Origin of the sequence: Mesorhizobium sp. YL-MeA3-2017, from assembly GCF_030814575.1 — a bacterium.
Taxonomy (GTDB): Bacteria; Pseudomonadota; Alphaproteobacteria; order Rhizobiales; family Rhizobiaceae; genus Mesorhizobium; species Mesorhizobium terrae.
This window is the reverse complement of the sequence record NZ_JAUSVH010000001.1, coordinates 342507-365826: the sequence shown is the minus strand read 5'-3', so window position 1 is coordinate 365826 and position 23320 is coordinate 342507. Positions and strand designations below refer to the sequence as shown.

The following is a 23320-nucleotide window of genomic DNA, read 5'->3' as shown; positions in this document are numbered from 1 at the left end:
TGACGTAATGCCGCCGACAAATCGACAGGCCTGTCCCGTCGAGCTAAACAGGAGCGCATGTTGACGATCCGCAAACGCGACGCAAGCGACAAGGCCGGCGCCGATGCAAGCCAGCCGCAGATCGCCGTTGCCGAGCGCGACGGCGTGCTGGCCTGCGTCTTTTCCGGCAACTGGACGACGCGGCGGGTCGGCGAGGTCGACGCCGAAATGCGCAAGGTCGAAAAGCGCAACGGCTTCAAGACGCTGGCGCTCGATCTTTCCAAGATCGGGCGCATGGATACCGCCGGCGCCTGGCTGATCCAGCGGCTGGTCAACACCAACGAAGCGCGCGGTGTCGAGATCAGACTGCAGGGCCAGAGCGAAACCGCCGCCACCCTGCTCAACGCGGTGGGCGAGGCGGTGCGGCGGGCGGGCGAAGCGCAGGCGATACCACGCCCCAACATCATCATCCGTGCGCTCGAGCTGATCGGCATGCGTGTCTATGAGATGCGCGACGATTTCCTCGCCGGCATGAACATCCTGGGCGCTACCATTCGCGGCGCGCAGATGAAGCTGGGGCGCGGCCACGCCGTCAACCCGGCCGCGATCTTCAACCAGCTCGACCGCATGGGCGTCGGCGCCGTTCCGGTGGTGCTGTTGATGTCCACCATCGTCGGCGCCATCGTCGCCCAGCAGGGCGCCTACCAGCTGCGTTACTTCGGTGCCGACATCTTCGTCGTCGATCTCGTCGGCGTGCTGGTGTTGCGCGAGCTTGGCGTGCTGATGACGGCTATCATGATCGCCGGCCGCTCGGGCAGCGCGATCACCGCCGAGATCGGTTCGATGAAGATGCGCGAGGAGGTGGACGCACTCAAAGTGATCGGCCTCAATCCCATCGGCGTGCTGGTGTTCCCGCGCCTGGTGGCACTGGTGATCGGACTGCCTTGCCTGACCATCCTGGCCAATTTCGCCGCACTCGGCGGCGGCATCGCCGCTGCCTGGCTCTATTCAGGCATTCCGCCGGCCGCCTTCATCGAGCGGCTGCGGGTTGCCATTGATCTGTCGACCATCTTCGCCGGCCTGATCAAGGCGCCGTTCATGGCCATGATCATCGGTACGATTGCCTCGGTGGAAGGCTTGAAGGTCGGCGGCAGCGCCGAATCGCTTGGCCTGCACGTGACCCAGTCGGTGGTGAAATCCATTTTCGTGGTCATCATTCTCGATGGCCTTTTCGCCATCTTCTACGCGTCGATCAGTTTCTGAGATGCAGAGCGTCCAGGAACAGGCCCCGCCAACCGCCGAAGACCGTGACGAGATCGTGCTGTCGGCGCGCGACATCAAGGTGGCGTTCGGAGATCAGGTCGTCCTCGACGGGCTGTCTCTGGATATCCATCGCGGCGAGATCCTCGGTTTCGTCGGCGCCTCGGGCGCCGGCAAGTCGGTGCTTTTGCGCGCGGTTCTGGAACTGGTGCCGAAACAGGGCGGCACCATCAAGCTGTTCGGCACCGATGTCTCCGAGGCCAGCGATGCGGAGCGGCTGCGCATCGACATGCGGCTTGGCGTGCTGTTCCAGCAGGGCGCGCTGTTTTCGGCGCTGACGGTGATGGAAAACGTGCAGGTGCCGATGCGCGAATATCTCGATCTGCCCGGCAAGCTGATGGACGAACTGGCTATGCTCAAGGTGGAGCTGGTGGGGCTGCCGCCGGAAGCTGCGCGCAAATACCCCTCCGAGCTTTCGGGCGGCATGATCAAGCGCGCCGCGCTCGCCCGCGCGCTGGCGCTCGATCCGGACATCGTCTTCCTCGACGAGCCGACCTCAGGCCTCGATCCGATCAGCGCGGCGGAGTTCGATGAGCTGGTGGTGAAGCTGCGCGACACGATGGGTCTCACCGTCTACATGGTCACGCACGACCTTGATTCGCTGTTCACCGCTTGCGACCGAATCGCCGTGCTCGGCAAGAAGCGGGTGCTGGTGGAAGGCACTGTCGACGACATGTTGAAGAGCGAGGAACCCTGGGTGAAGGCCTATTTCCGCGGAAAACGGGCGCGGCAGCTTGATCTTGCCACGCGCGCGCAGCCATAAGTGAAGCAATGGAAACCAGAGCCAACTACGTTATCGTCGGCATTTTTACGCTGGTGGCTATTCTGGCGGCCTTCGCTTTTGTCTACTGGACCGCGGCGATCGGCGACCGGGGCGAGACGACGACGCTGCGTGTGCGCATTCCGGGTTCGGCCTCGGGCCTCGGCCGCGGCAGCCAGGTCCTGTTCAACGGCGTGAAGGTGGGCGACGTGCGCCGTGTCTATATCGACGTCGACAACCCGACCATCGCGGTTGCCGACACCGAGATCGACCGCAAGACGCCGATCACCCGTTCGACGCAGGCCGATATCGGCCTCGCCGGCCTGACGGGCCAGGCCAATATCGAACTGACCGGCGCCAATCCGCAGGAACCCAAGCTGCTGGACGAGGCCGAGAAGGATGGGCGCGTGGCGGTGATCATCGCCAAGCCGTCCGCCGTGACCAATCTCCTGCAGACCGCGCAGGACATTTTCGGGCGCGCCGACAAGGTGCTGTCGCAGCTCGAAGGCTTCACGCAGGACGTGCGCGGCCCGCTGACCCAGACCGCGCAGAATGCCCAGAAGTTCTCCGATGCGCTGGCCAGGAATTCCGACGGTGTCGACAAGTTCCTCGCTTCCGTCAGCGCCTTGTCGACCGAACTGCAGGGCGTGTCTGGCAAGCTGGATGGCGCGCTGAAGGCGGCCGAGGGCCTGCTCAACGCCGTTGACAAGGACAAGGTTCGCCAGATCGTCGCCAATGTCGACACCATCACGCAGAACCTGAAGCAGACCAGCGACCAGTTCGATTCCACCATCGCCGAAGTCAAGCAGGCGGTCGGTTCGGTCAACACATTCGCCCAGAAGACGCAGGTCACGCTGGACAAGGTGAATGGCGTCCTCGACAGCGTCGACCCGGCCGATGTGCGCGCAGCACTTGCCAATATCAAGGAAGCCAGCGCCAATGCCGACAAGGCTTCCGCCGACATCGCCAAGGTGACGGAGAAGTTCAGCGAGCGGGCCGGCGATATCGACCAGACCATCAAGGACGCCCAACAGCTCGCCGCGCGCCTCAACAACGCCTCCGTGCGCGTCGACGGCATCCTGGCCAAGGTGGACGGAATGCTGGGGTCCGGCGACACCAAGGGGCTGGTGGCGCAGGCCACCGACACGCTGAAGTCGTTCAAGCAGGTGGCCGATACGCTCAACCAGCATATCGGCACCATCGCCGACAATCTGCAGCGTTTCTCCGGCCAGGGCCTGCAGAATGTCGAAGCGCTCGTGCAGGACAGCCGCCGTTCGATCAATCGCATCGAGTCGGCCGTTTCCGACATCCAGCGCAATCCACAGCGCATCCTGTCGGGAGGCGATGGCGAGGTGCGCCAGTATGATGGGCGGACGCGGCGTTGACGGCGTCGCACGGTCAAGTCGATAAACAGCGTTCGGAAGGGGACCGGACGGATTCGGTCAGTGGGGACGTCGCGTGAGATCGATTGGAGCGTATGCGGGCGCGTTGCTGCTCGCGCTTGGCCTGACAGGGTGCGCGGCGCTGCCGGGCGGCGGCCCGGCGCCGCTCGACACGTTTGACCTGACGACGCCGACAGTGTCGGCCGCCGGCCGCGGCCGTGGCCAGATCCTGATCACCCAGCCGGCGGCGCTGAAGGCGCTGGACAGCCAGAACATTGTCATCAAGACCGGCGATCGCTCGATCCAGTATCTCAAGGGCGCGCAATGGGCCGACCGGCTGCCGGTGATCGTGCAGGCGCGTCTCGCGGAGGCTTTCCAGCGCACCGGCCGCTTTGCCGGCGTCGGCAAGCCGGGCGAGGGGCTGGCGATCGACTATCAGATCATCACCGAAATCCGCGCCTTCGAAGTGCGCGCCGAAAAGGGCGAACAGGCGCATGTCGAACTGTTCGTGCGCATCTTGAACGACCGCAACGGCGAAGTGCGCGCATCCCGCGCCTTCAGCGCCAGCGCGCCGGTATCCGGCGGCGGCAACAAGGCTTATGTCGCAGCCCTCGACCGTGCCTTCGGCGAGGCCGCGCAGCAGATCGTGCGCTGGGCGGACACGTCTATCTGATCAGCCCCGGGGTGCCCGGCACACCACGCCGGGTTCAGCGCAGTCGGATCAGGCCGGCGTCCGTCGGCGTAAAACCGCAAGCGTTGAAGTAAAAATCCTTGAGATGTGGGTCGAAATCGACGTGCAGCCATTCGCACGCCGACTGGCGCGTCTGCTGTGCCGCTTCCCTGACCAGCCTTGTCGCAAGGCCGTGGCGCCGCAATGCGCCAGTCACCATCGTGTCGAGCAGGAATGCGTGGACACCGCCATCCCAGGCGACGTTGACGAAGCCGGTGAGCAACCCATTGTGGCGCATGCACACCCAACCCAGGCTGTGGCGGTTGACCTGACCCCACCAGTCGTCATCGAGAAGGCGATGCTCGAAGCATTCGGCGTGCAATGCGTTGAGTTCGGCATTGGTGAAGGCGCCGCGCCATTCCAGCGTCGGTGTTGTGGCTTCGGTCACGTCAGCGATTGGAATGCCCTCCGTCGGAAGCGGGCGCGCTCGACCACTCGCGGCGTCCCGGCCGCCCGTAAATGAAAAGAGGCGGCGTTGCCGCCGCCTCTCGGTTTTTCAGCCAAGGCCTCTTTAGCGCAAACGGCCGCTCGCATGGGCCAGCATGGTGTAGACCTTGCCGGTGTCCGAGGTGAGATAGGTCTGCGAGATCATGTTGTCGCGGTCGTTGCGCGAAACATCCTTCAGCAACTTCTCGAAGTCGTCGCAATAGCGGTCGACAGCGGCGCGGAACTCGGCCTCCGACTGATATTTGCGGCGGATCTCGTCGAAAGTCTGCTGGCCTTTCAGCGTGTAGAGGCGACGGGTGAAGACGTCGCGCTCGCCGCGCCTGTAGCGGTTCCACAGTTCGATCGAAGCGTCGTGGTCGATGGCCCGGGCGATGTCGACGGACAGCGAGTTGAGCGATTCCACGACATGCAGCGGCGAGCGCTGCACTGGCGTGGCGCGCGGCTGCACCGGCGCCGGTCGGGCGCCATCGTCTTCCGAAGCGCCGGTCAACAGGTCGCGCACCCAGCCGCCCTGCTGCGGCGCGCGGGCATCGCCGCGCGGACGCAGCGCCGTTTCGCCGGGCTCCAGCGGGCCACGCAGGCCGGTCGAGGCGAGCGGCGGTTGCGGGGCGCGCTGTTCAGGCTGTGCCGGGCGGCGCAGCGGCGGTTCCGCCGGACGCGGAGCAGGGGTCGGCCGCAGGTTGCGCGGCTCCGAGACGTCGACGGTGCGGCCGGACTTGGCCACGATCTCCGACAGTTCCTTCAGCGCGCTGATCTGCTCGGAAACGGCGCGGCGGATGGCCGTGGTCGATTCCTTGGCTTCTTCCGGCATCTCGATGACGCCCTTGCGCAGCTCGGCGCGGGTCAGGTCCAGCTCGCTCTTGATGGAGCCAGCGGTGCGGCGCATCTCGTCGGTCGCGTCGGCGAAACGCTTGGTGGCGGCTTCGACCACTTCCGAGATGGCGACGCGGATCTTGTCGGCCGATTCCAGCGTCTTGCCTTCGGCATTCTGCAGGGTCTGGCCGACCAGCGTCTCGAATGAGCGCATGACCCGTTCGAGGTCTTCCGACTTCTTGACCAGGCCGACGGCGAGATCGTCGAGCGAGGACTGGCGCTCCAGCGTGTGCTCGAGATTGCTCTGCGCCGAACCCAGCAGGTCCGAGGCACTGGCAAGCAGCCGGCTGTGCTCGTCGAAGCGCGTGGCGATGGAGGCCACCTCACGCAGCGTCGACGAAGACAGTTCAGTGAGCCTGGTGGTGTTGGAATCGACCAGGCGCGCCGACGAGGCGAAGGTTTGCGCTGCCTTCTCCGTGGTCACCGCGAAGCTCTGCGTCGAGCCTGCGAGGCGGGACTCGACTTCGCCGAGGTTTTCCGAAGCCTTGGCGATTAGCTTGTTGAGCTGGGCGGACGAGGCCGTCATGCGGTCGATGAGGTCGGCGACATTGCCGGCCAGCGACGAGCGGGCGCCGTCGACAGCGGCAAGCGTTTCGGCTGTGCGGCTGGCAATGGCATCGGCCAGCGTCGCGTTCTCGCGATGCAGTGCGGCGGTGGCACGTTCGGTTGCCTCCTCCATGCTGCGCTGCAGTTCGACACCGCCCTGCGAGAACTTGTCGACCAGCGGGCGTGCCGTCTCGTCCAGGATCTTGGAGAGTTCGGCCGAACGGCTCGCCAGCATGGCGTTGAGTTCGCGGGTGTTGGCGCCGATGGTCTTGGCCGCTTCGTTGGTGCTCTGGCCGATATGCTGGCCGACGGCGGCGAAGGTTTCGGCGATGACGTTGGCGCGCGAAGCGAGCTGACCCTCGGCCTGCGTGATCTGCTGGTCGAGCTTCTGGCCCATCGCGTCGGCCGAGTTTGCGAAGCGGCTTTCGGCGCTGGCGATATGGCCTTCGACGCGAGCGGCCGCGGCGGCGGCACTTGAGGCCAGCCGCTGGTCGGCGCTGTTCAGCGCGCGCTCGATCTCGCCGGCATGGCCGGCCAGTTCCTCGCCGGTCATGCGGGCGCGGTCGGCAACGCGCCGTTCCGTCTCCGCGAAGGCGCCGACGATCTGGTCGGCGTGGCCGCCGATCGAGGACGAGGTCTCGGCGATCCGGCTCACCATGCGGCTGTCGGCGTCGTCAAAGATGCGGCCGATCTCGGAAGCACGGGCCGACAGGGCGTCGGAACCATGCGCGATGCGCGCGGTAAGCTGCTCCTCGAGGGTTTCGAAGATGCGGCTGAGGTCCGAGGCACGGGTCGCCAGCGCATCGGCGGATTCGGCGATGCGGACGCCCATGCGCTCATCGGCGGTCTCGAAGTTGCGCAGGATGTCGCCGGCGCGGGCGGCAAGTGTCTGCGCCGTCTCGACGGCACGCGCCACCAGCCGCTGGTCGGCGGTCTCGAAGGTCTGAGCAATGTCTTCCGCGCGCGCCATCAGCGCGGCCGAGGTCTGCTCGGCACGCTCTGCGATCTTGCGATCGGCGTCGGTGAAGGCAATGCCTGCTTGCTCATGCAGCGAGTTGGTGACTTCCAGCACCTTCTCGCGCAACTGGCCGGCAACGAACAGCGCGCTCTTTTCCAGCGCGCCGCGGATGTTGTCGACACCAACGTTGAGCGCGCGCTCCATGGTGGTGGAACGCTCCTCGATGACGCCGGTCTGGCGGGCGAACGCCTGCTCGACCTTCTCGATGTCGGCGGCGATGGCATCCGAAATGCTCGACGACGAGGTCGCGATCTGGTCGATGTGGCCGGCCAGCGCGCGGTCGATGTCGCGGCGGGCATCGACCAGCTTGGCGAGGTCGCTCTCCAGTGCCTGGGTGAGGGCCGAACGGTCGGCGGCCAGCCGGTCGCTGTGACCGGCGATCAGGCCATGCACGGAATGCATGTTGCCTTCCAGTGCCTGCGCGAAGTCGTTGCGGTTGTCGGTCAGGCGCTGTGCGTGGCCCGCCATGGCGCCATCGATGCTGGCCAGATCGCTCTCCAGGGCACGCGTCAACAGATCGCGGCCCTCGGCCAGCTTGCCGACATGGTCGGCGATGACGGCATCGATGCCACCGCGGCTGTCGTTGATCTTGGCAAGGTCGGCATCCAGCGCGCGGCGCAGGATGTCGCGGCCCTCGGCCAGCTTCTCGACCTGACCGGCGACCAGCCCGTCGATGGAGGCGCGGCTTTCGGCCAGCTTGGTGAGATCGTCCTCCAATGCGCGGGTGAGCAGCGAGCGGTCGGCGGCGAGGCGTTCGCTGTGGCCGCTGACGATCGCGTTGACCCGCTGCAGTTCGTTGTCCAGCGCCTGCTGGAACTCGGCGCGGGCCTCGACCAACTGCTGCGACTGGCCGGCCATGACGCCGCCAATGGAGGAGAGGTCGGCTTCCAGCGCGCGCTTGAGCACGTCGCGGCCTTCGGACAGCTTCTCCACCTGGGCGGCCACCAGGCCGTCGATGGAAGCGCGGCTTTCGGCCAGCTTGGCGAGATCGTCTTCCAATGCCCTGGCGAGCAGGGAACGGTCGGCGACCAGGCGTTCGCTGTGCCCGGCAACGAGATTGTTGACGTTGAGCAGGTCGGCGTCCAGCGCCTGCGAGAATTGGGCGCGGTTGTCGACCAGACGCTGCGAATGGTCGGCCATGACGCCGGTGATGGTGTTGAGATCGGCTTCGAGGGCACGCTTGAGGATATCGCGGCCTTCCGACAGCTTCTCGACCTGACCGGCGACAAGGCCGTCGATGGACGAGCGGCTCTCGGCCAGCTTATTGAGGTCGTCCTCCAGCGCGCGGGTCAGCATGCTGCGGCCTTCGGCCAGTCGCCCGACATGGCCGGCGATCGCCTCGTCGATGCCCGAACGGGTATCGCCGATCTTGGCGAGGTCGGCTTCGAGCGCGCGCTTGAGGATGTCGCGGCCTTCGGCCAGCTTCTCCACCTGGCCGGCGACGAGGCCGTCGATGGACGAACGGCTCTCTGCCAGCTTGTTGAGGTCGTCTTCCAGCGCCCTGGCGAGCAGGGAACGGTCGGCGGCAAGGCGTTCGCCGTGGCCGGCGACCAGGTTGTTGACGTTGAGCAAGTCGGCATCCAGCGCGTTCGAGAACTGGGTCCGGTTGTCGACCAGCTTCTGCGAATGGTCGGCCATGACGCCGCTGATCGTGTTGAGATCGGCCTCAAGGGCGCGCTTGAGGATATCACGGCCTTCCGACAGCTTCTCGACCTGGCCGGCGACGAGGCCGTCGATGGACGAGCGGCTGTCGGCCAGCTTGGCAAGGTCGTCTTCCAAGGCACGGGCCAGTTGCGAACGATCGGCCGCCAGCTGCTCGGCGTGACCGCGCACGAGGGCGCTGACGCTCTGCAGGTCGGCTTCCAGCGCGCGGGCAAAGTCGGCGCGGTCGCCGGTCAGCTTGTTCGACTGATCGGAGATGACGGTGCTTATCGTGTTGAGGTCGGCTTCCAGGGCGCGCTTCAGGATATCGCGGCCCTCGGCCAGCTTCTCGACCTGGCCGGCGACGAGACCGTCGATGGAGGCGCGGCTGTCGGCCAGCTTGGCAAGATCGGATTCCAGCGTCTGCGACAGCAGGCTGCGCTCATTGGCGAGCTGACCGGCATGATCGCCGACGAGGCGGCGGATGCTGGACAGGTCGGCGTCGAGGGCACGGCCGAGCTGGTCGCGGTCGTCGGCGAGCTGCACCGAATGGTTTTCCATCAGGGCCTTGATGCTGTCGACGTCGGCTTCGAGCGCACGGGCCAGAACGGCGCGGCCCTCGGCGATCTTGGCAACCTGGCCGGCGACCAAATTATCAATATCCGAACGGCTTTCGCTCAGTTTGTTCATGTCGGCTTCGAGCGCGCGGGCCAGGATGCCGCGACCCTCGGCCAGCTTGCCGACATGGCCAGAGACCATTTCGTCAATGATCGTACGGGCTTGCACGAGTTTGTCGGCGTCCTCATTCAAGGCGAGTGTCAGCCTTGCACGGCCTTCTTCGAGGCGTTCCAGATGGCTGCCGAGCGAAGCGTCGATGGCCGCGCGGGACTCGTTGACCTTGCGCAGGTCTTCTTCCAGCGCGCGGCTGATGAGGTTGCGGCCTTCGGCCAGCATGTGCACCTGCGAGGTGACCGCGTCGTCGATGGCGGAACGGCCCTCGGAGAACTTCTCCAGATCGGCCTGCATGGCCAGCGCCATGCGCTCGCGGCTTTCCTCCAGCTTGCGGCTGTGGTTCTCGACGGCGTCCTCGATGCCGGCGCGGGCGTCGGTCAGGCGGGCAATGTCGGCGTCGAAGGAACGCGACACGGTGTGGCGCGCCGCTTCCATGCGGCCGGCAAAGTCGCCGGCGCGGGCTTCCAGCATGGTCGAGGTGGAGGAGACGATGTCGGCCATGTCGGCGCCAATCTGCGCCTTGCCCTGGTCGATGATGGCGGCCAGCGTGTCCTTGCCGTCGTTGAAGGCGTTGGCGATGTCGCGGGCGCGGTCGACCAGCGTTTCGTTGATCTGGCGGGCGCGGGCCTCCAGCGCGGCGTTGAGCTTCTGCGTGCCGGTGTCGAGCGCCTCGGCGCGGGTCTGGAACTCACTGATCAGTGCCTGACCGCGTTCGGCAAGAGTGCGTTCGATGCCGGTGAGGCTTGCCTCGAATTCCGAGCTCAGCGTGCGCGCGGCACCGCCGAGCAGCGAAACCATGCCCTGGGTGCGGTCGTCGAGCAGTTCGGTCAGCGAGCGGGTGAGGCCGTCGGTGCTGTCGGTCAGCTTGGCGATGCGGGTGTCGAGCAGGCTGGCGAAGGCTTCGCCGGACGTGGAGAGACGGTCGGTGATCGTATCCAGACGGCCCTCGACGGAATCGAAGATCGACATCGAGCTTTCGTTGATGCGGTCGATCAGCTGGTCGCCCGACGAGGTGATCGTCATCGACAGCTTGGACGAGGCGCCAAGGATGTTCTCGCGAATGATATCGCTTGCCGAATTGATTTCGTCGCGCAGCGTCTCATGGGCGCCGGAGATCGAGGCGCGCACGCGCTCGGCGTGGCCGATGACGGCCTCGCGCTCGCTGCCGAGGCCGTCGACGAGCGAACGGATACGGCTCTCATTGTCGGAGTAGGAGCGTTCGAGCTGGCTGACCTCGCTGTGGACGAGCGTTTCGAGCTCGACGGCACGCGCCAGCGTGCGCTCGATGCCTTCGCCCATCGCGGCAACCTCGCGGCGCACCGCCTGGCCGATCATCATCACGCGGTCCTGCGCGATATTCTCCGGCTCGGTGAGGCGGAAGGCAACTTCGGTCATCGATTGGGCGGCGATGCGCATGTCCTGCGCGCGGCGGATCATCGCCGCGAAGGCCCAGAACAGGATGACCGGCACGATGGCGGCGACCGCAATACCCATCAGCTCGGGGCGCTGCAGGATCTGCGCGATCGAGCGGATGTTCCAGATATCGGAGCCGAACAGCAGATTGGCGAGCGCTGCGGCACCCGCGATCCAGGCGATCGAAACGAAAGCCACCACCCAATAGATGGTGTTGGAGGCACGGCGGTTCAGGCCGTGCAGCAGGGAGCGATAATCTTTCTGGCGATCGTCATTGGCGGGCGAAAAACCAGCGGGCTGGCCGTTGCCGCGCGGCTCGATGGGGCGAAGCTCGGCCGGCTTCGGTTCGGTCGCGGCGGCCCTGGGTGCCGGATTGGCGGCTGCGGGAGGGGTAGCCCGTTCCGCGCGCCCGGCGCGTGCCAGCTCGTCGGCGGCCTGCGAAATCTGGGCTTCCAGATCCTCCATCGAGGCGGCGATATCGAGATCTCCCGGCCCTCCGGAAAGGTCGAGATCGAGAGCCTTTTCGAGCTCCTTGGCAACCTCGGAATCGAGATTCTTCGTGGTGGTGGTTTTCTTCGCCATGCCTACGCTACCCTGTACTAGCTGCTGCGGAAGCTGTTGTTGTCGTCTTTTATCGCCCCGCGCCTGAGGCCTGATTATGGACCCTCGTATCGTAATGACACAGGGGGGTAAAGAAAACATGCATTCGGCGGCATACGTAAAACTTTAAATATAAGGTTAACGCAAGCGTGACCGGAGCGCGCGCCGCCAAACTTTTTTCACAAGGCCTTGTTAACCGCGCATCCATCGGAATTCGTTAGTGTGCAGGGCCCGGAACGGCTGCTGCAATGGAGTTTGAGTGCGATGCGTAGCGTAAACAGCGTGGCCTTTTCGATGCCGGGCGGCGATGCCTCCGGCCCGGCGCGCAGCCGTCCGGTCGATCTGGAGCACCTCTCCAGGCAGACGATGGACGACCGCGATCTCGAGCGCGAGGTGCTGGCGCTGTTCGTGCAACAAGCGCTTTCGGTGCGTGATGAACTGCCCGCGGCCGACAAGAGCAGGCGTCTCCTTTTGGCACACGGCCTCAAGGGTTCGGCGCGTGGGGTGGGCGCCTTCACGATCGCCGACTGGGCCAGCGAATTCGAACGCCGTCCCGAAGACGAGCGCCTGGCAGGCCGATTGGCAAAGCTGATCGAGGACGTGCGCGACTTCATTGCAGCCGTCAATCGCTAGCGCTGCGGGTGGTCTGATCCGTGGATGGCTGATCGGTTCGGGCTGGCCGAAGCCCGGCTTTTCAAAAAACGTCACCTTGGGGCGGTTTCGCGCGGCAGTTGACTTGTGCCGCCGAGTGATTATCTCGGCTGTGACTTCTCAGGTGATCGAATGACAAAATTGACCTACATCGCCCATGACGGCACCCGTTTCGACGTGGAGGCCGAGAACGGCTCGACCGTCATGGAGAATGCCATCCGCAATTCGGTGCCGGGCATCGAAGCCGAATGCGGCGGCGCCTGCGCCTGCGCGACCTGCCATGTCTATGTCGACGAGGCATGGACCGGCGCGGTCGGCGAACCGGAGGCGATGGAAGAGGATATGCTCGACTTCGCCTACGAGGTGCAGCCGAATTCGCGACTGTCCTGCCAGATCAAGGTGCGCGACGAACTGGACGGCCTGGTCGTGCGCGTTCCCGAGCGCCAGGGCTGATCCCCCGGTCCAGCTTCCGCCCATAACCTTCTGCTTTCGGGCCGTTATTCGGCAAGCACTGGCGCGTCGGTTTCGATGCGTCCGCGCAGCGGCTTTTCCGGCATCAGGCTGAGTGCGACCAGCGTGGCGACAAGCAGGCCGAAGCTGACCGCGAACACCGCCGCGAACGGCGTCGCCGAGGCGATTTGCACCTTTGTGGCGCTGCCTTCGCCGATCAGCGGCAGGCCATAGCCGGCAGCGACGGCACCGAGCAGGGCAACGCCCAGCGCACCGCCCAGCGAGCGCATGAAGGTGAGCACGCCGGTGGCGACACCCAGATAGGCGTGCTCGACCGCATTCTGAACCGAAATCGTGGCGACCGGGAACGTGGTGCCCGTGCCGATGCCGACGCAGGTGGTGAGGATGATCACCGTAGCGAGCGAGGCATTGCCGGCGACATAAGCGAGCAACGCCACGCAAACGGCGCCGAAGCCCACACCGGCGAGCGCCAGGCGCTTGTAATGGACGAAGCGCGGTATCAGCTTGCCGCTGGTGGCGGCGCCGGCGACGGTGCCGAGCAGCAGGCCGAGCATGGCGATGCCCGAGGCCGAGGCGGTCAGGCCGAGATAGGTCTGCAGATAGACCGGCAGATAGACCGAAAGGCCGATGCTGGCCGCCTGCAACATGAAAAGCGACAGCGCGCCGGCAAGCACGATGGCGTTGCGCAGCACGTTGAGCGAGATCAGCGGCTCGGCCGCCTTGGCCAGCCGCAGCGCGAAGACCGCCCAGAACAAGGTGGAGGCAGCGGCGAGGCCGAGGATTTCCGGCGAGCCCCAGGCATAGGTGCCGCCGCCCCAGTTCAGCGCCAGAAGCAGCAGCGAGGTGGCGGTGACCAGGAGTGCAGCACCTGCCCAGTCGATGCTGTGGCGGTGGGCCGCGATCGGCAGCTTCTTCAGCGGCTTGTTGATGATGGCCATGGCCAGCAGGCCTAGCGGCAGGTTGACCCAGAAGATCAGCGACCAATGCAGATGTTCGGCGAAAGTGCCGCCGAGCAGGGGGCCGGCGATGCTGGCAACCGCCCAGGTGCCGGAAATCCACGCCGCATAACGGGCGCGCTCCTTCGGCGGCACCAGATCTCCGATGACGATCTGCGCCAGCGCGAACAGGCCGCCGCCGCCGATCCCCTGGATAGCGCGGCCGAGGATCAGCATCAGCATGTTGGGGGCCAGCGCCGCGACCAGCGAGCCGGCCAGGAAGATGAGGATTGCCGCATAAAGCGTCGGCCGGCGGCCATGGACGTCGGAAATCTTGCCGTAGAGCGGCGCCATCGCCGTGGCGGTCAAAAGGTAGGCGGTGACGATCCAGGGCAGGTACTGGGCATGGCCGAGCGCCGTGGCGATGGTCGGCATGGCCGGCGCGACGATGGTCTGGTCGAGGGCGGCCAGCAGCATCGACAAAAGCACGCCGGCGATGATGGTGTTCTTCTCGGCCTCCGAAAGTGGCGCGGCGGCTTGTGCCGTGGCGGGCTTGGAAACGGTCTGGTCCATGAATTCCATCACCTGTCTTGCCGCACACCTGCCTGAGCCGGTTTCAACCGGCTAGGATTGTGGTGTGGCGGCGCTGTTCGTCCGTCGGGGCGGACTGCCGCGCCGGTCGAACCTATGTCGTTCGAAGTTCGTCGGTTTCGACAGGCGATCGAAATTTGTTACCGCCGGCGGCACGCATCAGCGCATTTCGCCATTGTTGAACTTCGTTCACCTTTCGCCGCCGGCCTCAAGGACCAGCGAGCCGCTTCAATCGATCCTGATCGACGAAACCGCCAATCAAATCTTGGCGATCACACTCAGCCGGGGATCCGGCCGGCCTCGATCTGCTCGATGCGATAGCGCATCAGCCGGATGATGCGGCTTTCGAAATTGATCATTTCGACACGGTCGAATTCGACCTGTGCCCGGTCATGCTGGCCAAGCACCTGCGCGGTGACTTCCCTGGCCTTGGCGGCGGCCACCTTGCAATTGGGTTCCTTGCGGGTTTCCAGCAGCGCCGTTTCGAGGCGGCGGCCGTAGTCCTTGGCGATCTCGACGTGGCGGTCTTCGTGGCGCTTGATGTCGGCGGCCAGCGTGTTCCAGAACAGCCGCACGTCGGGCGCCACTTTGCCGCGCGGACGCCATTTGGGCAGGATGACCTCGGTCTTGACCGTCACCGCCGCGGAGACGATGCGGCAGGAATCCGGAGCCTCGGCGTAGCCGATGCGGCTGGTGAAGGCCATGCGCGTGGCGCCGGGATGGCGCATGCCGGTCGATTTCACCGACGGGCCGCGTTTCGACAGCTCGGCCTGAATCTGGTCGAGCGTGCGCCCGCCGATCGAGAAATAGCTGTAGGTTTTGACGAGATTGGCTGCGTCGGCCGCCGAAGCGGCGAAAAGGACGAACAGCGCGGTCATCAGGGTACGATTCATTTTATTGCCTCTTGCCCCACCTTGCGTTACGGCCCTTGCCGGCGCAACGAAGATCCGTGACGCCAGCGCAGCTTGGCGGGCAAAAATGAACAGACGGTGGCAATTGGCGCACGGACGCCATCTCGACCTGGGCGAGAAAGCCGTCGTCATGGGCATTCTCAACGTTACGCCGAATTCTTTTTCCGATGGCGGCTTGTTCGATGCGCCCGATCGCGCGCTGGAACAAGCGCTGCGCATGGTCGCTGAAGGTGCGGCCATCATCGACGTTGGCGGGGAATCGACACGGCCAGGTGCCGCCCCGGTCACCGCCGACGAGGAACAGCAGCGGGTGCTGCCGATCATCGAGATGTTGGCAAAACGCGGCGGGGTGCTGATTTCCATCGATACCTATCGCGCCGAGACGGCGCGGCTGGCGCTGGCAGCCGGCGCCCATATCGTCAACGACGTGTGGGGCCTGCAGCGCGAGCCGGAGATTGCCGAGGTGGCGGCGCGGGCAGGGGCCGGCGTGGTTATCATGCACACCGGACGCGACCGCGAAAAGCTCGCCGACGTCATCGCCGACCAGCGCCTTTTCCTTGAAAAATCGCTGGAAATCGCCCGTCGGGCCGGCATCGGCGACAACCATATCGTGCTCGACCCCGGCTTCGGCTTCAACAAGGAGACGGCCGGGGAAAATCTCGAGTTGATGGCGCGCTTCGGCGAACTGCACGCGCTCGGCTTTCCATTGCTGGCCGGAACCTCGCGCAAGCGCTTCATCGGCACCGTCACCGGCCGCGAAGCGGCCGAGCGCGCGGCTGGCACCGCCGCCACCAGCGTCATTCTGAGACTTAAGGGCGCCGACCTGTTTCGCGTCCACGATGTCGCAATCAACGTGGACGCGCTTGCCATGACGGATGCTATGTTGGCGCACGATCCCATCCGGCAGGAACCCTGATAATGTACGTCATTCGTATGAAGAACTGCGCCTTCTTCGCCAGGCACGGCGTGCATGACGAGGAAGAGCGGCTGGGACAGCGCTTTTATGTCGACGCGGTGCTGACCGTCGATCCCGCCAAGGGGCTGGACGAGGACGCCATCGACAGCACGGTCGATTATGGCGTTGCCTTCACCGTGATCGAGAAGATCATCACCGGCGAGCGGCGCTTCCTCATCGAGGCACTGGCGCTCGATGTCGCCAAGGCGCTGACCGCGCGTTTCCCGCAGATCCGCGAAGCCGAGATCACCGTGCGCAAGCCCAATGCGCCGGTGCCCGGCGTGCTCGATACCGTCGAGGTCACCGTTGTCTGGCCCCAATAGCCGCGTTTTCCTCAGCCTGGGCGGCAATCTGGGCGACCCGGTGCAGTCGATGGCGGCGGCATTGCACCTGCTCGACGAGGATGCCGAAACCCGGGTCGTCACGGTCTCCTCGCTCTATCGCACGCCACCCTGGGGCAAGACCGACCAACCTGATTTCCTCAACATCGCGGCCGAGCTTTCGACCGCGCTGTCGCCGCATGTGCTGCTGGAATTCTGCCTCGACATCGAGCGCCGGCTGAAGCGGGTGCGCGAGGAGCGCTGGGGACCGCGTCTGATCGACATCGACATCCTCGTCTTCGGCACCCGCGCCATCCACGAAACCGAGCTTGCCGTGCCGCATCCGCGCATGCTGGAACGCGCTTTCGTCATGGTGCCGCTGGCCGAAATCGCGCCGGACCTGGTGCTGGCCGACAAGACGGTGACGGAACGCCTGGCCGGCATGGACGTGTCGGGCATCGAACGGTTGCCTTCGGGCCGCGATTGGTGGCAGGCTTGACCCCTGCCGCTACCTGCGGCTGTAAGAGGGGCAAGGCTGACGATGACGGAAACGAGGGCTGAGGCCGACGCTGGCTTCGGTGCGCGGCGCAATCTGGAACGCAAGCGAATCGCCGGCGCCGAGACGCGGGTGGAGTTCGTCGAATTGTTCTTCGACCTCGTCTTCGTCTTTGCCGTCACCCAGATATCGCCATGCGCCGAAGGCCATTGAGCCTGAGCTGTCAGCCGGAAAAGCCGCCGTCCTCGAGATAAGCCTTTTCCTGAGGCGTGGTCTCGCGCCCAAGCATGGGGTTGCGATGCGGAAAGCGTCCGAAACGCTCGACGATGTCGCGGTGCTCGACGGCGTATTTGATGTATTCCTCGGCGTTGGCTTGCGTCAGTTCGACGGAGCGGTGCTGGTCGGCCAGGTCCTCGGAGTGTTCGAACGGCAGGTAGAAGAAGACGCGCAGGTCATTGTCGACCGTTAGGTCGTGTCCGACCGCGATCGCCCTCGACGCGAAATGGCGGGCAAGCGCGTCGGTGGCATACATGTGGCCGGTGCCGCGAAAACAATTGCGCGGGAACTGGTCGAGCAGGATCATCAGCGCCAGCGCGCTTTCGGTTTGGTCGATCCAGTCATCCAGTTCGCGCCTGGCCGCCGCGTAGTGGAGATCGAGGAACCGGTTCCTGAAATCGGTATCGAAAGCCTCGTCCTTGGTGAACCAGGCGTCCGGGCCTGCCTTGCGCCAGAACGCCGTTACCGCGAGCGCGTGTTCGTCCAGCTTCTTCATGATGTTCCCCCCGAATGTTGACGTGGATTGTTCAGGATTGCGCCGCGGATGCCGCGTCCTTCAGCACCGTCGCGGTTTCTTCGCTGAGTGGCTGCGCCGGGCGGCGTGGCGTCGTCACCGGCGCGGGCACCGGTGTTGCGATGTTGCCCTTCAGGAAGTTGCGGCCATCGCGGATGTCGCCGGCCAGCTGCAGGTCGAGCCGGGCGGCATCGCGCCGGCGCACATCCTCGATCAGTTCAGCGACCTCGTCCGGGTCGACGCCGAGCGCTTCCAGCGTCGAACCGCCGAAGACGAGGGCCGATTCGAAGGTTTCGCGCAGCTGGTAATCGACGCCGGCGCGGATCAGCTGCAGCGTCGTGCCGCGATCGAAGGCGCGGGCGAACAGCGTCACCAGCGGGAATTCGGCCTTGACCAGTTCGGCGATGCGCACGGCGATCTCCGGCTTGTCGACGCAGATCAGCACGGCGCGCGCGCGTCCGGCGCCGGCGGCATGCAGGATGTCCAGCCTGGCGCCGTCGCCGTAGTAGACCTTGAAGCCGAAATTGGCGGCCGCCTGGATCATCTCGACATCGTTGTCGATGATCGAAACGTCGACGCCGCGCAGGATCAGCGGCTGGCTGGCGATCTGGCCGAAGCGGCCAAAACCGATGATCAGCACCGAGCCGGAAAGGCTGTCGGCCACGTCGATGCCGTCAAGCGAAGGCTCGTCGTGCTGCGGGTAGAAGTAACGCAGCGCAATGATCATCAGCGGCGTCAGCGCCATCGAGATGATGATGATGGCGGTCAGCACCGCATTGGCGCGGCCATCGATGATGCCGGCCTGGCTGGCGGCGGCATAGAGCACGAAGGCGAATTCGCCACCCTGCGCCATCACCACCGCCCGCTCCAGCGCCTCGCGGTGCGGCGCCTTCAGCAGCCGGGCAACGACATAGATGCCGGCCGCCTTGGCGACCATATAGGCGACAACATAGACAGCGACGAGCTGCCAGTTCTCGACCACCACGCCGAGGTTGAGCGACATGCCAACGGCAAGGAAGAACAGGCCGAGGAGCACACCGCGGAACGGCTCGATATCGGCCTCGAGCTGATGGCGGAAGGTCGATTCCGACAGAAGCACGCCCGCCAGGAAGGCGCCCATCGCCATCGACAGTCCGCTCATCTGCATGACGAGCGCCGAGCCCAGCACCACCAGCAAAGCCGCGGCCGTCATCACTTCGCGGGCTCTGGCGTCGGCCAGCAGCCTGAAAAACGGATTGAGCAGATAGCGGCCGGCCAGCACCAGGCCGACAATGGCACCGACGCCAATGCCGATCTCGATGAAGCGCTGCTGCAGCGTGGTGCCGGCGCCGCCGGGCGCCAGGAAGGCGACCAGCACCAAAAGCGGTACGATCGCCAGGTCTTCCAGGAGCAGGATCGAGACCATGCGCTGGCCTTTCGGCGTGGCGATCTCGCCTTCTTCTTCCAGCAGTTGCATGACGATGGCGGTCGAGGTCAGTACGAAGCCGGCGCCGGCGACAAAGGCCTGCGCGACCGGAAAGCCGCCGGCCAGTCCGGCCGCCGTCAGCAGAAGCATGCAGAGCCCCACCTGCAGGGCGCCGAGGCCGAAGATGTCGCGGCGCAGGCCCCACAGCCGCGAGGGCTGCATTTCAAGGCCGATGATGAAAAGGAACATGACGACGCCGAGTTCCGCCACATGCAGGATCGCGGCGGGGTCGGAAAAGATGCGCAGGCCGAACGGGCCGATGACGAGGCCGGCAGCGAGATAGCCGAGAATGGAGCCGAGGCCCACCCGCTTGAAGATCGGCACCGCGATGACGCCGGCACCGAGCAGGGCGACGACGTTCACCAAGTCGCTGTTCGAAGCTTCCACAGCCATTGCGTGTTTCAACCTTTCGCCAAGTCGTTCGCGGTAGGGGGCGCCGTTTGTCACGATAAGGGCTTAGGCCGGCAGCGAACAGCCCGAATCAGCATGTTTCGACCTGCGCCGATGGCCGGGCCACGGCCGGTAAATCCAATATTTCCAAGGGCTGTATGTTGGTGAGTTGCAGCGTGACACAATCGCGCGCTATGCACGGTTGCTGGGGCTTGAAACTTACGGCGGTTGGGATCGCCGCCATTTTGGAGAGGTTTTTTGTTATGAAGAAAATTGTGCTGACCGTCATCGGCATGGCGGCGCTCGGTCTTTCGGCGTGCTCGAAGGCGCCCGAATGCAACCAGGAAGCGATCACCAAGAAAACCCAGGAACTGACCACCGCCGTGCAGGAAGCCGTGACCAAGAACCCGGCCAAGGCGACCGAATGGGCCGCCAAGGTTCAGGGAATCGCCACCAAATATGCCGGTTCGACCAACCAGGCCGATGCCTGCAAGGCCTATGACGAGATCATCGCCGAAGTGAAGAAGGGCTGATCGCCCGCGCCGCAAGGCTCATGCCTCGCGGACATCCGGAATGAAAAACGGCGGCCCCTGGCCGCCGTTTGCTTTTGAAGTCCGTGGCTTACCTCAATTGCGGGCGATGGAGCCGACGGCGACATCGTCGACGCGCTTCAGGTTCATGCCGATCACCGGCACCATCTGCTCGTCGACCTTGACCGAAACGGTGACGATCATCGAATTCTGGTCGGGCACGCGCGCTTGCATGACGCCGCGCAACTGATTGCGATTGATGGCGAAAACCACCTTGCGGTCGTCGACGACGTTACCGGAGATGATGTCCATCCCGGTGCCGGACGAGCCGCCCATGAAGGAGCCCTTGTAGCCGTCGCGGCCCTTGCGTTCGACGGTGGCCGCCATCTTCTGCGAGAAGACGCCGACGCGGCAATCGCCGTCCAGCGTCATGCCAACCTTGCCGCTCGGCGTGGAGCCGGTGAAATTGCAGGTGAACTTGGTGCCCTTGTATTTGCCGGCGACGATCTCGCCCGGGCCCACCCATTGTCCTTCGACCGTCTGGAAGAACTGCTTGTCGCGATCGGCGCCGAAGGCCGTCGTTCCTGCCGCTACCGAAACGGCAGCCGCAAGCGCTAGCGGCATGGCGGCAGACGAAATCACGCTTTTCATGAATGACACCCGGCAACGAGAACGCTGTGTTGGAACGTGGGGCAACCATGAAGAAGATTGGTTAATGCTTCGTGACCCGAGCAGCCTTCGGGCGGTTCCGAACCTATGATTTCGCGTCGTTCTTGCCGTCCTTGCCGCTGGCGAAGGAGGTGAGCGCGGCGAGGAAATCGCCCATGCCGGGGCGCCTGACCGCGGTGAAGGGCAGCGGGCGAACCGTTTCCATCGCGGCGATGCCGATTCGCGCCGTCATCATGCCGTTGACCACGCCTTCGCCTAATTTGGCCGACAGTCGCGCCGCCAGGCCATGGCCGACGATCTGCTGGACGAAACTGTCGCCGACGGCGATCGAGCCGGTGACCGCCAGATGCGCCAGCACGCTGCGGGCCAGGCGGAAGAAACCCAGCGTGCCGGGTCGGCCGCCATAGAGTTCCGACAGGCGACGGATCAGCCGGCCGGCCTCGAAGACGACATAGGCAATGTCGACCAAAGCGCGCGGGCTCACCGCCGTCACCAGCGACACGCGCTTGGCGGCGTCGAGGATCAGCGCCTTGGCCTGGCTGTCGAGCGGGGTCAGGATTTCGGTTTCGGCCAGCCTAACCAGATTACCGCCGTCGATGATCTCGCCGCGCAATTCGGCCAGTGCGCGACGCCCGGCGGCGGTCTGCGGGCGCGCGGCGACGAAGGCGGAAAGCTCGTCCACCACGGCACGGGCGGCGTTGGGATCGTCGCGGGCGATCGCGTCGAGCGCCTTCGTCTGCAGCTTCTCGACCTTGGCCAGCCGCGCGATCGCCAGGAATTCGCGACCAAGGATGACGATGAGAGCAAACAAGGCGACCGCCGCGACACCGGTGGCCAGCCAGCCCAGCCAGTCGGCGCGGGTGAACAAGTCGCGGATCAGCCGGTCGGTCCACAGGCCAATGGCCAGCGATATCAGAATGCCGACGGCGCCGAAGAACACATTGGCAAGCAAGGAGCGTTTGCGCGGTGCCGGCGCGGGTGGCGGTTCGGCGGCGGTGAAATCCGGCTCGTCGAAGACATCGATGGCGTCGGGAACGACGACCGCGACGTCGGCCTTCAGCGCGCGCGGCTTGCGCGCCGTCTCGACCGGTCTTGCCGGCTCGTTGGGTTTCGTTGCCGGTTCGGGCTCGATGCGGAACGCCGCCGGCTTGCGGGACGTGGTCATGCCAGACGATCTCCGATCAGGAACTGCAGGGCACGGTCGAGGCGGATATGCGGCAGCGACAGCGTCACGCCTTCGGCGGTGCGTTCGAGCTTGGGCGGGCGGAAGCGCACGAAGCGGACGGCTGGATCGACCTCGTCCAGGTCGGCGGCGCGATGATCCTCGAACACGGCATCAACGCTTTTCGGCAAGTCGCCGGGAAATATGGCTGTTTCGGTGTTTCCATCAAAAGTCTGGTCGCCGATGCGCTCGCCCGCCAGCGGCGTGCCGATGATGACCGGTAGCGTCTCGCCACCCTGCTTGACGGTGCCTTCGCGGGTGGCGCGCACCGCCGCCATGGCCACTACATCGACCGCCGCGCCGGTGAAGCTTGCTTTGGCGATGGCGCGGTCGGCCAGCCGGCGCACGATCGCCTGCAGCCGGTCGTGGCTTTCGTGATGCAGATGGTCGGCCTTGGTGGCGGCGATGAGGATTCGGTCGATGCGGCGCGAGAACCAGTCGGTGAGGAAGGAGCCGCGCCCCGGCCGGAAGCAGGCGAGGATCTCGGTGACGGCGCGTTCGAGGTCGGCCATCGCAGCGGGACCTGCGTTCAGCGCCTGCATGGCGTCGATCAGAACGATCTGGCGGTCGAGCCGGGCGATGTGCTCGCGGAAGAACGGCTTCACCACATGGGTCTTGTAGGCCTCGTAGCGCCGCTCCATCATCGCATGCAGAGAGCCCGGCCGGGCGCGCGTGGCACCAAGCCCCGGCAGTGGCGCGAAAGTCAGCGCCGGCGAACCGTCGAGATCGCCGGGCATCAGGAAACGGCCGGGCGGCAGCGTCGACAGTGCCCTTTCATCCAGCTTGCAGGCTTTCAGATAGGCAGCGAAGCTCTCGGCCAGCCGGCGCGCCGTCAGTTCGTCGGCGTCGGCATCGGCGCTTGCATCGGCCGACAGCGTTCGCCATTCCCGGGCGAGGTCGGCCCGCACCGGCAGGGCGGCCAGTTCGAAGGCCTCGTTGGAGAAATCCGCGTAGGATTTGCCGAGCAATGGCAGATCGAGCAGCCATTCGCCGGGATAGTCGACAATGTCCACTGACAGCTTGCCGGCCGAGAACATGCGGTTCCAGCCGGAAGCTGATTCATATTCGATGGTGAGGCGCAGTTCCGAGATGGCGCGGGTCGAATCCGGCCAGATGCGTTGATCGACGAGTGCCGCGATATGGTCCTCGTACTGGAAGCGGGGCACCGCGTCGTCGGGCTGCTGTTCGAGAAAGGCGCGGGCGATGCGGCCGGACTTTTGCGCCTCGAACAGTGGCAGGCGGCCGCCATGCACCAGATTGTGCACCAGCGCGGAGATAAACACCGTCTTGCCGGCGCGCGACAGGCCGGTGACGCCGAGCCTGAGCGAGGGGGTGAAAAGGCTGGTGGCACGGCCTGCGACCGTGTCCAGCGCAATGCGGGCCTCGTCGGAAAAGGTTGTCAGCGATGACGCCAATCCGGTCCTCTCGCGCTTTGCCGGTCCTGATCTCCCGCAAGCGCGGGCACCCCGATATAGGTCGTTCG

The 23320-nt window shown here is 65.3% G+C and carries 20 protein-coding genes; 11 read left to right on the top strand and 9 right to left on the bottom strand.

The window, feature by feature from the left end:
* Nucleotides 1-57: 57 nt before the first annotated feature.
* The 4 genes from QFZ88_RS01585 (at nucleotide 58) to QFZ88_RS01570 (ending at nucleotide 4114) form a co-directional block, all read left to right on the top strand.
* Entirely contained in the window at nucleotides 58-1242 is a 1185-nt protein-coding gene (locus tag QFZ88_RS01585; RefSeq protein ID WP_024922212.1) for an ABC transporter permease, read from the top strand.
* Nucleotides 1202-2062 carry an ABC transporter ATP-binding protein gene (locus tag QFZ88_RS01580; RefSeq protein ID WP_139116480.1) on the top strand — a complete coding sequence of 287 codons (861 nt, stop codon included), beginning with the start codon at nucleotides 1202-1204 and terminating at the stop codon, nucleotides 2060-2062. The genes QFZ88_RS01585 and QFZ88_RS01580 overlap by 41 nt, the downstream gene beginning before the upstream one ends.
* A gap of 8 nt (nucleotides 2063-2070) precedes the next feature.
* Nucleotides 2071-3444 carry an MlaD family protein gene (locus QFZ88_RS01575; protein ID WP_024922214.1) on the top strand — a complete coding sequence of 458 codons (1374 nt, stop codon included), beginning with the start codon at nucleotides 2071-2073 and terminating at the stop codon, nucleotides 3442-3444.
* A gap of 73 nt (nucleotides 3445-3517) precedes the next feature.
* On the top strand, nucleotides 3518-4114 hold the full coding sequence (locus QFZ88_RS01570) for an ABC-type transport auxiliary lipoprotein family protein (RefSeq protein WP_024922215.1): 597 nt from the start codon (nucleotides 3518-3520) through the stop codon (nucleotides 4112-4114).
* 34 nt (nucleotides 4115-4148) lie between these two features.
* Here QFZ88_RS01570 and QFZ88_RS01565 read toward each other — a convergent pair whose 3' ends face one another.
* Together QFZ88_RS01565 and QFZ88_RS01560 are read right to left on the bottom strand one after the other, a co-directional pair.
* Complete coding sequence (locus tag QFZ88_RS01565; protein ID WP_024922216.1) at nucleotides 4149-4559, bottom strand: GNAT family N-acetyltransferase; 411 nt, start codon at nucleotides 4557-4559, stop codon at nucleotides 4149-4151.
* Nucleotides 4560-4682: 123 nt separating this feature from the next.
* On the bottom strand, nucleotides 4683-11423 hold the full coding sequence (locus tag QFZ88_RS01560) for a kinesin (protein WP_024922217.1): 6741 nt from the start codon (nucleotides 11421-11423) through the stop codon (nucleotides 4683-4685).
* Between the two features lie 282 nt (nucleotides 11424-11705).
* Between QFZ88_RS01560 and QFZ88_RS01555 the strand changes: the two genes are divergently transcribed.
* Together QFZ88_RS01555 and QFZ88_RS01550 are read left to right on the top strand one after the other, a co-directional pair.
* Entirely contained in the window at nucleotides 11706-12074 is a 369-nt protein-coding gene (locus QFZ88_RS01555) for an Hpt domain-containing protein (RefSeq protein ID WP_024922218.1), read from the top strand.
* A 150-nt stretch (nucleotides 12075-12224) separates the two neighbouring features.
* The gene (locus QFZ88_RS01550; protein ID WP_024922219.1) at nucleotides 12225-12545 is read left to right on the top strand and encodes a 2Fe-2S iron-sulfur cluster-binding protein; all 321 of its coding nucleotides are present in this window, start codon (nucleotides 12225-12227) and stop codon (nucleotides 12543-12545) included.
* Nucleotides 12546-12589: 44 nt separating this feature from the next.
* On the opposite strand, the gene QFZ88_RS01545 is transcribed toward QFZ88_RS01550, so the two are convergent.
* Both QFZ88_RS01545 and QFZ88_RS01540 read right to left on the bottom strand, forming a co-directional pair.
* Nucleotides 12590-14071: an MDR family MFS transporter gene (locus QFZ88_RS01545; RefSeq protein ID WP_024922220.1), complete on the bottom strand. Its 1482-nt coding sequence runs from the start codon at nucleotides 14069-14071 to the stop codon at nucleotides 12590-12592.
* A 296-nt stretch (nucleotides 14072-14367) separates the two neighbouring features.
* The gene (locus QFZ88_RS01540; protein WP_024922221.1) at nucleotides 14368-14982 is read right to left on the bottom strand and encodes a DUF922 domain-containing Zn-dependent protease; all 615 of its coding nucleotides are present in this window, start codon (nucleotides 14980-14982) and stop codon (nucleotides 14368-14370) included.
* An 85-nt stretch (nucleotides 14983-15067) separates the two neighbouring features.
* Between QFZ88_RS01540 and folP the strand changes: the two genes are divergently transcribed.
* Genes folP through QFZ88_RS01520 form a run of 4 tightly spaced genes read left to right on the top strand, consistent with a single transcriptional unit; the run spans nucleotide 15068 to nucleotide 16984 of the window.
* Complete coding sequence (gene folP, locus QFZ88_RS01535) at nucleotides 15068-15916, top strand: dihydropteroate synthase (protein WP_024922222.1); 849 nt, start codon at nucleotides 15068-15070, stop codon at nucleotides 15914-15916.
* 2 nt (nucleotides 15917-15918) lie between these two features.
* Entirely contained in the window at nucleotides 15919-16278 is a 360-nt protein-coding gene (folB, locus tag QFZ88_RS01530; protein WP_024922223.1) for a dihydroneopterin aldolase, read from the top strand.
* The gene (folK, locus tag QFZ88_RS01525) at nucleotides 16262-16774 is read left to right on the top strand and encodes a 2-amino-4-hydroxy-6-hydroxymethyldihydropteridine diphosphokinase (protein WP_024922224.1); all 513 of its coding nucleotides are present in this window, start codon (nucleotides 16262-16264) and stop codon (nucleotides 16772-16774) included. The genes folB and folK overlap by 17 nt, the downstream gene beginning before the upstream one ends.
* A 42-nt stretch (nucleotides 16775-16816) precedes the next feature.
* On the top strand, nucleotides 16817-16984 hold the full coding sequence (locus QFZ88_RS01520) for a low temperature requirement protein A (protein WP_137900735.1): 168 nt from the start codon (nucleotides 16817-16819) through the stop codon (nucleotides 16982-16984).
* A 10-nt stretch (nucleotides 16985-16994) separates the two neighbouring features.
* On the opposite strand, the gene QFZ88_RS01515 is transcribed toward QFZ88_RS01520, so the two are convergent.
* Nucleotides 16995-17543, bottom strand: coding sequence for a DUF924 family protein (locus QFZ88_RS01515; protein WP_024922225.1), 549 nt, complete (start codon nucleotides 17541-17543; stop codon nucleotides 16995-16997).
* A 31-nt stretch (nucleotides 17544-17574) separates the two neighbouring features.
* Nucleotides 17575-19419, bottom strand: a complete 1845-nt coding sequence (locus QFZ88_RS01510) for a monovalent cation:proton antiporter-2 (CPA2) family protein (RefSeq protein WP_024922226.1) — start codon at nucleotides 19417-19419, stop codon at nucleotides 17575-17577.
* A 260-nt stretch (nucleotides 19420-19679) separates the two neighbouring features.
* Between QFZ88_RS01510 and QFZ88_RS01505 the strand changes: the two genes are divergently transcribed.
* The gene (locus tag QFZ88_RS01505; RefSeq protein ID WP_024922227.1) at nucleotides 19680-19949 is read left to right on the top strand and encodes a hypothetical protein; all 270 of its coding nucleotides are present in this window, start codon (nucleotides 19680-19682) and stop codon (nucleotides 19947-19949) included.
* Between the two features lie 93 nt (nucleotides 19950-20042).
* On the opposite strand, the gene QFZ88_RS01500 is transcribed toward QFZ88_RS01505, so the two are convergent.
* From QFZ88_RS01500 to QFZ88_RS01490, 3 genes are all read right to left on the bottom strand, one after another.
* Complete coding sequence (locus QFZ88_RS01500; protein WP_024922228.1) at nucleotides 20043-20597, bottom strand: hypothetical protein; 555 nt, start codon at nucleotides 20595-20597, stop codon at nucleotides 20043-20045.
* A gap of 103 nt (nucleotides 20598-20700) precedes the next feature.
* On the bottom strand, nucleotides 20701-21780 hold the full coding sequence (locus tag QFZ88_RS01495) for a YcjF family protein (protein WP_024922229.1): 1080 nt from the start codon (nucleotides 21778-21780) through the stop codon (nucleotides 20701-20703).
* The gene (locus QFZ88_RS01490) at nucleotides 21777-23252 is read right to left on the bottom strand and encodes a YcjX family protein (RefSeq protein ID WP_024922230.1); all 1476 of its coding nucleotides are present in this window, start codon (nucleotides 23250-23252) and stop codon (nucleotides 21777-21779) included. The genes QFZ88_RS01495 and QFZ88_RS01490 overlap by 4 nt, the downstream gene beginning before the upstream one ends.
* Nucleotides 23253-23320: the final 68 nt, after the last annotated feature.

Coding starts and splice junctions, on each gene's coding strand:
- QFZ88_RS01505 (WP_024922227.1), top strand. CDS start 19,680: ATGAAGAAAATTGTGCTGACCGTCATCGGCATGGCGGCGCTCGGTCTT.
- QFZ88_RS01515 (WP_024922225.1), bottom strand. CDS start 17,543: ATGAAGAAGCTGGACGAACACGCGCTCGCGGTAACGGCGTTCTGGCGC.
- QFZ88_RS01520 (WP_137900735.1), top strand. CDS start 16,817: ATGACGGAAACGAGGGCTGAGGCCGACGCTGGCTTCGGTGCGCGGCGC.
- QFZ88_RS01560 (WP_024922217.1), bottom strand. CDS start 11,423: ATGGCGAAGAAAACCACCACCACGAAGAATCTCGATTCCGAGGTTGCC.
- QFZ88_RS01585 (WP_024922212.1), top strand. CDS start 58: ATGTTGACGATCCGCAAACGCGACGCAAGCGACAAGGCCGGCGCCGAT.
- QFZ88_RS01510 (WP_024922226.1), bottom strand. CDS start 19,419: ATGGCTGTGGAAGCTTCGAACAGCGACTTGGTGAACGTCGTCGCCCTG.
- QFZ88_RS01575 (WP_024922214.1), top strand. CDS start 2,071: ATGGAAACCAGAGCCAACTACGTTATCGTCGGCATTTTTACGCTGGTG.
- QFZ88_RS01555 (WP_024922218.1), top strand. CDS start 11,706: ATGCGTAGCGTAAACAGCGTGGCCTTTTCGATGCCGGGCGGCGATGCC.
- folB (WP_024922223.1), top strand. CDS start 15,919: ATGTACGTCATTCGTATGAAGAACTGCGCCTTCTTCGCCAGGCACGGC.
- QFZ88_RS01550 (WP_024922219.1), top strand. CDS start 12,225: ATGACAAAATTGACCTACATCGCCCATGACGGCACCCGTTTCGACGTG.
- QFZ88_RS01545 (WP_024922220.1), bottom strand. CDS start 14,071: ATGGACCAGACCGTTTCCAAGCCCGCCACGGCACAAGCCGCCGCGCCA.
- QFZ88_RS01580 (WP_139116480.1), top strand. CDS start 1,202: ATGGCCTTTTCGCCATCTTCTACGCGTCGATCAGTTTCTGAGATGCAG.
- folP (WP_024922222.1), top strand. CDS start 15,068: ATGAACAGACGGTGGCAATTGGCGCACGGACGCCATCTCGACCTGGGC.
- QFZ88_RS01540 (WP_024922221.1), bottom strand. CDS start 14,982: ATGAATCGTACCCTGATGACCGCGCTGTTCGTCCTTTTCGCCGCTTCG.
- QFZ88_RS01495 (WP_024922229.1), bottom strand. CDS start 21,780: ATGACCACGTCCCGCAAGCCGGCGGCGTTCCGCATCGAGCCCGAACCG.
- QFZ88_RS01500 (WP_024922228.1), bottom strand. CDS start 20,597: ATGAAAAGCGTGATTTCGTCTGCCGCCATGCCGCTAGCGCTTGCGGCT.